Source organism: Longimicrobium sp. (genome assembly GCF_036554565.1).
In the GTDB taxonomy this organism is placed as follows: Bacteria; Gemmatimonadota; Gemmatimonadetes; order Longimicrobiales; family Longimicrobiaceae; genus Longimicrobium.
Genome location: NZ_DATBNB010000028.1, coordinates 1 through 10224, shown reverse-complemented (window position 1 = coordinate 10224; position 10224 = coordinate 1). Strand labels below are relative to the sequence as shown.

The 10224-nt window shown below is 71.5% G+C and carries 8 protein-coding genes; 4 read left to right on the top strand and 4 right to left on the bottom strand.

All coding sequences use genetic code 11. The features are described 5' to 3' along the window. The coding region (locus tag VIB55_RS00880) for a TrmH family RNA methyltransferase (protein ID WP_331874772.1) at positions 1–453 on the bottom strand (453 nt) is incomplete at its 3' end. Positions 454–588: 135 nt separating this feature from the next. On the opposite strand from VIB55_RS00880, the gene VIB55_RS00875 reads away from it, so the two are divergent. Both VIB55_RS00875 and VIB55_RS00870 read left to right on the top strand, forming a co-directional pair. Then, positions 589–1383: a M48 family metallopeptidase gene (locus VIB55_RS00875; protein ID WP_414680813.1), complete on the top strand. Its 795-nt coding sequence runs from the start codon at positions 589–591 to the stop codon at positions 1381–1383. Then, the gene (locus tag VIB55_RS00870) at positions 1383–2279 is read left to right on the top strand and encodes a M48 family metallopeptidase (RefSeq protein WP_331874770.1); all 897 of its coding nucleotides are present in this window, start codon (positions 1383–1385) and stop codon (positions 2277–2279) included. The genes VIB55_RS00875 and VIB55_RS00870 overlap by 1 nt, the downstream gene beginning before the upstream one ends. A gap of 868 nt (positions 2280–3147) precedes the next feature. Here VIB55_RS00870 and VIB55_RS00865 read toward each other — a convergent pair. Further along, the gene (locus VIB55_RS00865; protein ID WP_331874769.1) at positions 3148–5358 is read right to left on the bottom strand and encodes a BamA/TamA family outer membrane protein; all 2211 of its coding nucleotides are present in this window, start codon (positions 5356–5358) and stop codon (positions 3148–3150) included. Between the two features lie 328 nt (positions 5359–5686). On the opposite strand from VIB55_RS00865, the gene VIB55_RS00860 reads away from it, so the two are divergent. Further along, a complete protein-coding gene (locus tag VIB55_RS00860; RefSeq protein ID WP_331874768.1) occupies positions 5687–6160 on the top strand; it encodes a DUF2243 domain-containing protein in 474 nt (157 codons plus the stop codon). Positions 6161–6460: 300 nt separating this feature from the next. On the opposite strand, the gene VIB55_RS00855 is transcribed toward VIB55_RS00860, so the two are convergent. Continuing rightward, positions 6461–7159: a hypothetical protein gene (locus VIB55_RS00855; protein WP_331874767.1), complete on the bottom strand. Its 699-nt coding sequence runs from the start codon at positions 7157–7159 to the stop codon at positions 6461–6463. Between the two features lie 261 nt (positions 7160–7420). On the opposite strand from VIB55_RS00855, the gene VIB55_RS00850 reads away from it, so the two are divergent. After that, positions 7421–7768 (top strand): hypothetical protein, encoded by a 348-nt coding sequence (locus VIB55_RS00850; RefSeq protein WP_331874766.1) that lies wholly within the window; start codon positions 7421–7423, stop codon positions 7766–7768. A gap of 278 nt (positions 7769–8046) precedes the next feature. Here the strand turns inward: VIB55_RS00850 and VIB55_RS00845 are convergent, their stop codons facing one another. After that, complete coding sequence (locus VIB55_RS00845) at positions 8047–10002, bottom strand: PAS domain S-box protein (RefSeq protein ID WP_331874765.1); 1956 nt, start codon at positions 10000–10002, stop codon at positions 8047–8049. Positions 10003–10224: the final 222 nt, after the last annotated feature.

Below are 10224 nucleotides of genomic sequence, written 5' to 3'. Positions count from 1 at the left end.
CGGGTCCACCGTCCCCGTGAGCGCCACCACGCCGGCCGCGCCCAGCGCCTCGGCCGTGCGGGCCAGCGTGCCGAAGTTGCCGGGGTCCTGCACGGCGTCCAGCACCAGCACCACCGTGCGGCCGGAAACGCGGATGCGGCCGAGGCCCCCGGGCGGAATCTCGGCGACGGCCAGGATGCCCTGGGGCGTCTCGGTGCCGGCGAGCTCGCGCAGGGCGGCGTCGCCCACCTCACGCAAGTCGATGCCCCGCTTGTGGATGGCGTCCGCCAGCGACTGTCCCCGCGGGGTGTCGCCCAGCGAGGACGACGCGGCCGCGAACCGTACCGCGAGGGGGGAGTGCAGCAGCAGGTCTTCCACCGCGCGCACCCCCTCGGCCACGAAAAGCCCCTCGGCTTCGCGGTGCTTTCGCTGGCGCAGCGAGCGCAGGAGCCGCTCTTCGCGGCGGCTCAGCACGCGCCCCGCCGCGGGCGCCAGGCATGGTCCGCGTTTTGCCTTTCCATCGGGCCCAAAGCTTCAACCGTCAGCATGGAGAATCAAATGTCGCTTGCACTTACGCGCCCGCTGCGGCACGCCGCCGTGGCAGTGTGCATGGCCGGGGCCGGCACCGCGGCCGGCTGCGCTCCGCAGGTGTCTACGCAGCAGGAAGTTGCGATGGGCGCCGACTACTCGCGCCAGATCAACCAGCAGCTTCCGCTGGTGAACGACGCGGCGACCAACCAGTTCGTCAACCAGCTGGGCCGGCAGATCGCGGCCGGCGCCGACCAGCGCGGCATCCGGTACAACTTCTACGTCGTGAACTCCGACGTTGTCAACGCCTTCGCCATCCCCGGCGGGCACATCTACATCAACCGGGGGCTGATCGAGCGCACCGACAACCTGGCCGAGCTGGCCGGCGTGCTGGCCCACGAGATCGGGCATGTGGCCGAGCGGCACGGCATCGAGCAGATGCAGAAGGCGTCCAACGCCAACACCGCCCTCTCCGTGGTGTACGGCGTGCTGCTGGGCCGCCAGCCCTCGGGCATCGAGCAGGCCGGCATTCAGCTGGGCGGCGGCGCGGTGTTCGCCAGCTACGGGCGCCAGGCCGAGCGCGAGGCTGACGCGGTGGCCGTGGGCTACCTGGTGCGCAGCGGCATCAACCCGTCGGGGCTGCCCAGCTTCTTCCAGAAGCTGCTGGCCATGCAGCAGCGCAACCCCAGCCGCGTGGAGCAGTGGTTCAGCACCCACCCGACCACGCAGGAGCGGGTGGCGGCCACGCAGGCGATCATCCAGCAGACGCCCGGCGCGCAGGGAAGCAACCTGAGCACCGACACCCGCGCATACCAGAGCTTCAAGGCCCGCGTAGCCGCCCTGCAGCCGGTCCCGCAGGACCGACGCGGGCGCTGATGACGGGGGGCACGCCGCGGCGGGGCCGGCTTGCGGGCCGGCCCTTTCGTGCCGGGCTGCTGGCGTGCCTCGTGGCGCTGCCGTTGGCCGGGTGCATCAACGAGAACCGCGAGATCGCCATCGGCGAGCAGATCGCCTCGCAGGTGAACTCGCAGGTGCCGCTGGTGCGCGACGTTCCGCTGAACCTGTACGTGAACGACCTGGGCCGGCTGATCGCCCGGCGCAGCGCCCGGCCGGAGCTGCAGTACCACTTCTACATCGTCAACACGCCGGGCATCAACGCCTTTGCGCTTCCCGGCGGGCACATCTACGTGAACCGCGGGCTCATCGAGCGCACCGGCAACGTGTCGGAGCTGGCGGGGATCCTGGCGCACGAAATCGGGCACGTGGCCGCCCGGCACGGCGCCGAGAACCTGCAGCGCCACATGCGCACGCGGTCGGTGGCTGCCGTCATGTACCAGCTGGTGCTGGACCGCGAGCCCCTGCTGGACCAGGAGGCGCTGCGGCTGGGGGGCGAGCTGTGGGCCAGCAGCCACTCGCGCGCCGACGAGGCCGAGGCCGACCGGCTGGCGGTGAACTACCTGGTGGCCACCGGGGTGGACCCGCGGGGAATGCTCAGCCTGTTCAGCGCGCTGCTGGAGGAGGAGGCGCAGGACCCGCAGGCCATGGCGGCGGCGGACTCATGGTTCAGCACGCACCCAGCGACGGCCGCGCGGATGGATGCCACCCGCGCGCACATCCGGGAGGTGATGGCCACGCCGCTGGAGCGGGAGCTGGCGCGCAACAACGAGTCGTACGCCGCGTTCCTGCGCCGCCTGAGCGCGCTGCCGCCGCCCATGCTGGGGATGCAGCTGCCGATGGGGCATCCGCTCAGGAAGGGGTCGGACGCGGAGTAGGAGATCGACTTCGGGGAGGGATCGAGGAGGACCGCCTGGTGAGGGCGGTCCTCTTTTCGTCACGTCCACGGGTATAGGGTGGACGCTCACAGGTTTGGGGAGCGTGTCGATGGGTTCGGCGCGGGCCCCGGGCGGCCCTCTCTCCCCGGCCCTCTCCCCCGCAAGCGGGGGAAAGGGAGAATTCGTGTGCGCTTCGGCAGGCGGGGGGCGCGGGCCGGCGCCCCCCATCCCCACCCCTGGCCGCGATCTGTCATCCAGAGGCCCAGGCGCACCGCACTTGCCCGTAGCACCACCCCTCGCGGGCCGAAGGATCTTGCCGCGGATGCCACGATGGTCGGGCGCGGCAGCGGTCACCGCAGCCGAGGCCTCGGTCTCTCCGGCGGCGAAGCGCATCGAGCGTTCGCGCGCGTGCAGGGGGAGACCTGGACCACGCTCGGCCCGGCCGTGCGCACTTGGCTGCGCATGCAGTCCGCGAAGGCGGACTTTGGGCCGTTGTTGCCGCGACTTCAGTCGCCCCAGCGCGCCCCGGCCCTCGCCCCCATGCTCATCGCCGCACCGCACCCCGAAGTGTACCCCCTCTCCCACGCTGTTTGTGGGAGAGGGTGGACGAGCCTAAGCGAGGACGGGTGAGGGCCCCACGGCAGCCGAGGCCTCGGCCTTCGTGACCGCTGCCGCGCCCGAGCTTGTACGTGTCCGCGGCTGGATCCTTCGCCCCGCGTGGACTGGTTTGCGGGCCGGCTCGGTGCGCCTGGGGCTCAGGATGACAGGCCTTGGGGCGTGGGCGTCCGCAGACGCGGCGTCTCGGGAGACAGGAACGGGCGCCCGTGCGGGCGCCCGTTCCGGTTTCGTGCCGATCCGTCCGACGGTCCTACAGCGCGGCGTCCAGGTACAGGTCCAGCCGCCAGCCGGTGGGACTGCGCAGGGCGCGCGACAGGTCCATGCGAACCAGCCCGTCCAGGAAGCTGGCGCCCACGCCGGCCGAAAGCAGCCGCGGGTCGCGGGACCACGCGCCGCGCGGGCCCGCCCACGCCGCGTCGCCGAAGACCACGAGGCGCGCGGCGGGCGTGGGCGTCGCCAGCTCGGCGCGGGCGCGCCAGAAGGCCGTCCCCCCCTGCAGCGCACCCTCGTAGCCGCGCACGCTCTGCGTGCCGCCCACGTACCACTCGCCCTGGATGGGCACGTCGCCCGTAGTGGTGCCCGCGGCGCCTTCCAGCGCGAACGCCAGGCGGCTGGTGAACGGCGCCGTCATCCGCGCGAACACCGATCCGCGGCCGTAGTCGAAGGTGCCGGTCTGCCCCTCGGCACCGACGGCGGTAAGCAGCTGCACGGGCGAGCGGTCGGTGCCGAACTCGCGGCGCAGCGTCACCCCGGCACCGGCCTGGTCGGCGCGGTCGGCGGGGCGGTTGGAGCGGAAGACGTCGCTCCCCTCCCACACGCGCGCCAGCGACAGGTCGGTGTTCTTGCTCACCCCGTGCTGGTGCTCGCCGAACAGCCGCCACGCGTACGTCCACCGGGCGGCCCGCAGCGGCTCGCCCGTGATCTCGGCCCCCGTGGCGCGGAAGTAGTCGGCCTCGTCGCGCCCCAGCAGCAGCGCCGCCACCGACGCGCCGAAGCCCAGCGCGCGCGACTCGCGGTCGAACGGGGTCAGCCGCCGGTAGCCGGCCAGCCGCGTGCGCCAGAACATCGTTTGCCGTGCGATGCCCAGCTCCACGTTGGGCTCCAGGTCCGCCAGCCCCAGGCGCACCATGCCATCGGCGCGGAGCGGCCCGTATGTCACCTCCGCGGCGGCGCCCAGCGACAGCCCCTCGACCCGGTTGAAGCGCATGTTCCGCACGCTCAGCAGGCTGACGTCCATCTCCGGCGCCAGGTCGCCCAGCCGCGGAGTGAGCACGCGGGCCAGCGACTCTACCTCTTCGCCCGTGATCAGCTTGCCCGCACCCTCCGCAAGCGGCTCCGGCAGGTCGGCGCTGGCCAGCAGCGCCGCCGTGTCCGTGGGCACCTCTACCCGCCACACGCGGCACCCGCCGTTGCTGCAGTGGCACGACAGCCCGGGCGTGGCCTCGGCCTCGTCGGTGCAGGCGCGCACCACGGCGGTGTCGGTCTCCGCCCGGGCGGTGCGGGGCGCGCTTTCCGGCACGGGCGAGGCGGTGACCTCGTAGTCGGAATAGCTGCGCTCGAAGCGCACCGGCAGCCCCGCGAGCATTCCCATGCTCATCTGGCCGTCCACCGCCGTCAGGCGCGGAAGCCAGAACCGGTTCTGCCACAGCGCGTACTCCACCGTCACGTAGCGGATGGCGAAGCGCACCGGGCCGGCGGCGGTAACGACGGCCGGGATGTCTTCCGCGTCTTCCCGCAGGTCGAACGGGCGCGCGGTGGTCATCACGCTGCGCACCACGCCGCCGGTGGCCGCGTCGATCCACAGCGTGCCCCGCAGCAGCCGGAACTCGCGGCGGCGGGGGATCACCTCCAGCTGGATCATCCGCAGCTGCCCGCCATCCTGCATGCGGATGGTGGTGGTGTCGCCCGAGCGGAAGCGGTAGTGCCGCTCGCTTCCCTGCGAGAGCGGGTCGATGGGCGTCATGTCGACGTTGATCGACACCTCTCTGTCATTCGACTCCGTGCTGTCCTTCTTCTCATCCCTGCTCACCTGCGCGGTGCCGCCGAAGCTGAACAGGCTCAGCTGCAGGCGGTCCGGGTCGAACGCCGGGTCGGCCGCCTCGCTCAGCAGGTCTTCGGGAAGGCTGATGCCGCTGCTGGTGCTCGGCGAGGCTTCGCGCGCGCCCAGAACGCGGACGCTGCTCTGCCCCTCGCGGCGCCAGTCGATGCGCACGGCGGTTTCCTTGCCGAACAGCGTGCGGTTCCGGCTGAGCGCCTCGACGGACGCGTGCATGCGCTCGCGGGCGGTAACGCTGTACGCGTCGATGGTGCGTTCCACGCGGGCGCGGCGCTCGCGGGCGGCGGTGACCAGCGTGCGGGTGCCGGCGTCGGCGTACGCGGCCGAGGTGTCGCGCGGTGCCGGTGCGGGCGCGGCGGCGGGTGTGCCCTGGAGCAGCGCGCCCAGGACGGTGGCGAGGAGCATGGAATGATCTCCGAAAGTGCGGTCGGGTTGACGAGGCGGGTACGGGCCGGGACACCGGCGGGTTTCAGCGGGGCGCCCGCACGTTTGCAAGGGCAACCGCCGCACCGCGCCGCCGAAAACGCCTAAGCCGATGCGCGGCACTCCGTTGGCTCCCCGGGGGAGTGCGCGCGGAAAGCGGGCATCGTACACGGGCCGGGACGAACGCGTCCCGCGGGGAGGACACGAGCCCTCGCGGCGGACGCGTCCGGCGGGGTCCGGGCACACCCGTTGCCCCGTACGTTCCGGCGAAGGGCTCGGGCGACGGGAAACATAACGGGAAGCGGGATCGATGAGGAACCTGCTGGGCGAGCGGACGTCGCGGGCCGGCGTGGTGATCGGGATCGGGATGGGCGGATTCGTGGACGGCATCGTGCTGCACCAGGTCCTTCACTGGCACAACATGGGATCGGCCGTGCTGCCGCCCGCGACGATGGAGGCGATGCAGCGCAACATGGTGTGGGACGGGCTGTTCCACGCTGGGACGTGGCTGATCACCTTCGTGGGCGTGTGGATGCTGTACGGCGCGGCGGCGGCGCGCACGCTGCCCACCCGCCGCGTCTTTGCCGGGCAGATGCTGATGGGATGGGGGCTGTTCAACCTGGTGGAGGGCATCATCGACCACCACCTGCTGAACCTGCATCACGTCCGCGACCTTCCCTCGCACATCCCGGCGTACGACTGGGCGTTCCTGGCGGTGGCGGGCGTGGGCTTCACGGTCGCTGGCCGGCTGCTGTCGCGGAAGCCGCGCGGCTGGGGCACGTGAACGGCGGTCGATGCTGATGCGGTAGGGAGGAGCACTACGGGGAGCGCAGCAGAGAGTGTCATCCAGAGGCGCGAGCGCACCGGACTCGCCCGTGCGCCACGCTTTGCGCGCCGTGGGATCCAGCCGCGGACGCCTCTCAGCTTGGGCGCGGCAGCGGCACGGAAATGTGGGCCTCGGTTCATCGCGGCTGGCGGACGGCGGGGCGTTTCCACTGCTCCCGCGCATTCCCCGGCTACCCCCCGGGGCCGGGACAAGCCCCCATGCGCCCGCCGCCAGAGAAATGGACCATCTTTCCGCCCGCTACTCTTCCGCTTGACCGGAGTCGGAATCGTCAGGCCCCCACACCATCAACCATCCTTGTGGATCAACCAGGGTGTGATCCAATCGCAGCCACCAACGCCCTTCCGCGTAATCCACCTGTGTAGTCCTGACGTGGCCCCCCGGACTCTCGGGGTCATACACCTCATTCGGCTCGTTTAGTTGGCGATACAGGACATGCGCGTGTCTCGATCCTTCGCGCACCTCGCCAAGTACAATGATCTTAGGGGCAATTTCTTGGCGGAGAACCCCTGCCGGGTCTGCGGGCGGTTTGGGACTGACCGCCATCGCCGCGCGCAGCTTCGCGGCTGGGCTCGACGCAGACAGATATCGGACGAAGAACTCCGCTGGTGAGAGTGCTTCCAGCTCCCGAAACGACGAAGAAACTCCCCATTCCGCACGCATGGCAGGCAACCCCGCCGCAATGTGGCGTTGCTCCGGCTCTGCATAGTACGCCGCCACCTCACGAGGAAGCCACGGCTGCGCTGCCATGTGTTCCTCAGCGGTGGGGGCGGACAGTGTTTCAGACTCGATGAGCCTTGGCAAGTAAGTGTCGCGGAGTCTCTGGACGGCCTCCTGCGGGACCAGGGCCAGCAAATCGGCCCAGCGGCCGGTTTCCAGCGCTGTAACAGCGGCTTGCACTATCGCGGTCGGGCTACCGTGTGCCGGTTGGACCATCATGGTTCTCCAGCGGCTGGGCTCTTTGCGTTGTGGCTTACTGGCCTGGTGGAGCCGGCTGACTCACCTGCCTGGCGTGTTGGCGCGGCCAAATCGTCACGGGGAACGCGGGATGCGGCCTGCTCCGGCTGTCGGGGGCCGGACGCGGAGCGTGGCGGTCGCTATGGTTCGCTCCTGTCGGCGGTAGGAAAGAATGGCGCGTCAGAGCGCCGGGAATCAAGTAGGATCCGGAATCTGCCGAACACGAATCTGCGGCGACCTGCTATGCCAATCCGCGACGAGAAGACTTTCACTGACGACGAATGGATAGCGGCATTCTCGATCATCCTGCCGCCTGACGAAGCCCGCAGCGAAGGGTTGCTCTGGAATGCTTTCCCCGATCCGAAAGGTTTTGAGGACGCCACCCCGGCAGAGCTCCGAGCCTCAGAATACAAGAGTCATCGCAGCTATGATGGCGACTTGCTGGACCTTCTCTCGTTGGTTTCCGACAGTTGCGCCGAACGAGCGTGGCGCCTCATGGGCATCACCCATGACGAGGGAGAGCGCCGGAGAGCAGAGTTCCGGCGTCGAATCGAGGAGGCCATTCGTGCCCGCGATTCGACGCCCCCCTGAGGCCACTCACAAGCGCCGTGGTGTGACGGGAGGTGTGGAGCTCCGGATGACAGGCTGTGGTGTGGCGGGACATTCGGGGCGCGCATCGGGCTGGCTCCCTTCCCCCGCGCAGTTTGCGGGGGAAGGGCTGGGGATGGGGGGCGGCCGCGGCATGCGCGGGGCCCCGATCGAAACGCGCAGTCTGGGCCGGGCGGGACTCCGAGAGGGGCACACACGCATGCAAAGAGGCCGGCCCCGCGCTGCGGGGCCGGCCTCCTCGTCTACCCTCGTGACCGCGGTCAGCCGCCGTTCCGCAGCGCCGACAGGTTGCGGCGGATGAGCACCGCGGCCAGGTCGCCCGCGCGCGACGAGGAGAAGGAGGGCGACACCGGCGCCAGCAGCCGCATCGATCGCTTCACCTTCTGCTGCGCGGCGCGGGTCAGCAGCACGGGCTCGGCCGCGTCCAGGGCCTCCACCGCCGCCGTGTCGTCGGCCAGCACCACGTTCAGGCGCTCGCCGCCCGCCATGCACTTCAGCCGCTCGCCGTAGCGCGGGTCTACCACCACGGCCGTCAGCGGACCCTCGCGCAGCCGGTCTTCGGCGGCGGCGACGATCTCGTGGCTGGCCTCCAGCACCACCACCGGCACCCCGGCGGCGCGCGCGGCAGACTCTACCGAAGCCACGTGAAAGGGCGTCGTCACCACCAGGTCGGCCTCGCGCAGCGCCGTCAGCAGGTCGTCGCGGCGGGGTCCGTCGGCCGCGTTCAGCCGGCGGGTTTCGAAGCCCCACTGGCCGCCCAGCTCGGCGGTGAGCGAGGCCAGGCCGTCCTCGGTGCCGTCCACGCACAGGCAGCGCACCGCGGCGGCGGCCGTCCACTTGCGCACCAGGTCCGGCAGGTGCGGCACCTTCACCTGCACCTCGGCGGCCTGGCCGATCACGCCAGCGAGCCACGCCGCCGTCTCGTTCTCCGGCGCCTCGGCGGGCTGCGGTCCGCTCCCCACCACGACGCCGTGGCGGGTCCGGATTTCCACCACGCCCTCCGTGGCCAGGCGGCGGTACGCGGCCGACACGTAGCGGTGGTCGTGCCCGGTGTGCCGCGTGACCTCGCGGATGCTGGGCAGGCGGTCGCCCGGGCGCAGGTGGCCCAGGTACACGCCGGCGGCGATCCCCTGCCGCAGCGCCTCCACCAGGTCGCCGCCCTGCGGAACCGACAGTAGCACCCGGCGCGCCTCGGCCTCGCTCCACGCGGACCGCTGCCCGGGCACCAGCTGCGCGGCCTGCGCCTCCGGGGCCGCTGCCGCGGCGGCCGGCACGATCTCCTCGTCCGCGGCACCGGCGGGGGCCAGGTGAAGCACCGTGCCGCGCGCCGTTCCCGCCGCGCCCGCCAGCGGCGACACCTTCACCTCCAGGTCCAGCTCGGCGCCGTCCTTCGTCCGGGCCCGCACCGGCACCCGGGTGCCCTCGGTCTTCTGCGCCGCCACGCGGTCGATCACCCGCTCGGCGAACTCGTCGAAGGCGGGCACGCGGGCGCCGGCCACCTCGGCCTCCATCCATCCCAGCAGGCTCTCGGCGGCGGGGGTCCACAGCATCACCGTGCCATCTACGTCCAGCAGCACGGCCGCGCGGTCGGAGGCGTTCAGGGCCAGCCTCAGCGTTTCCACCGCCTCGGCGCGCGACTGGTCGGCGGCGCGGCGCGACGTGACGTCGCGAAGCGTCCAGTGCAGCCCGCCCGCCGCGGTGCGCGGGGCAAAGGGCGCCACGCGCGCCTCCACCCAGCGGGGCGCCTGGCCCCGCGCCGCGATCTCCATCTCCCACTCCATCGGCTCGCCCGTGTTGCCGGCCCGCTCCAGGCGGATGCGGAACTCGCGGCGCTGGTCATCCGGAACGAACACCGCCAGCGGCTTGCCGCGCAGGTGCTCGGGGCGCACGCCGAACAGCACGCCGGCCGCGCGGTTCACGTCACGGATCAGCCCGTCCGGGTCCGTGGCCAGCATGCACTCGGCCGCGCCCTCGAACAGGTCGCGGTTCCACTCGCTGGTGGACTCGGCCGCCTGCCACGCCTCGGCGAGCAGTCCCTGGTGCTGCCGAAGCTCCTCTTCGGTGACACGCAGTTCCTCGATGGCGCACTCCAGCTCGCCCAGCGACTCCACCAGGAGCGTCTTGCGGGGGCGCGGGGCGCCGGCCTCCGTGCGCAGCTGCGTGAAGCGGGGAAGCAGCGATTCGGACTTCAGGGGCTTCAAATGGCGATCAGGCATCCGAATTCAATCCTGGACAGAGCACGGGAAAGGAGTCGAAGCCGCCGGCATCCGCCGGGCGCTCGCAACAAGTGTACGAAGTAACCACGGGGCAGCCGCCACGGGATCGCGCGTGAAGGCCGCAAACGGCGGCGGATGCGCAAGAACGCCGCTCGCCCGGTGGCGTGCGGCAGTCGTGGCGAGTACCGGGCTCGTGGAAGACAACCCGTCAGGCAGTCGGAT

Bases quoted from the DNA above. Each gene is read 5' to 3' on its own strand.
- VIB55_RS00875 (WP_414680813.1), top strand. From the start codon at position 589: ATGGCCGGGGCCGGCACCGCGGCCGGCTGCGCTCCGCAGGTGTCTACG.
- VIB55_RS00870 (WP_331874770.1), top strand. From the start codon at position 1,383: ATGACGGGGGGCACGCCGCGGCGGGGCCGGCTTGCGGGCCGGCCCTTT.
- VIB55_RS00850 (WP_331874766.1), top strand. From the start codon at position 7,421: ATGCCAATCCGCGACGAGAAGACTTTCACTGACGACGAATGGATAGCG.
- VIB55_RS00855 (WP_331874767.1), bottom strand. From the start codon at position 7,159: ATGATGGTCCAACCGGCACACGGTAGCCCGACCGCGATAGTGCAAGCC.
- VIB55_RS00845 (WP_331874765.1), bottom strand. From the start codon at position 10,002: ATGCCTGATCGCCATTTGAAGCCCCTGAAGTCCGAATCGCTGCTTCCC.
- VIB55_RS00860 (WP_331874768.1), top strand. From the start codon at position 5,687: ATGAGGAACCTGCTGGGCGAGCGGACGTCGCGGGCCGGCGTGGTGATC.
- VIB55_RS00865 (WP_331874769.1), bottom strand. From the start codon at position 5,358: ATGCTCCTCGCCACCGTCCTGGGCGCGCTGCTCCAGGGCACACCCGCC.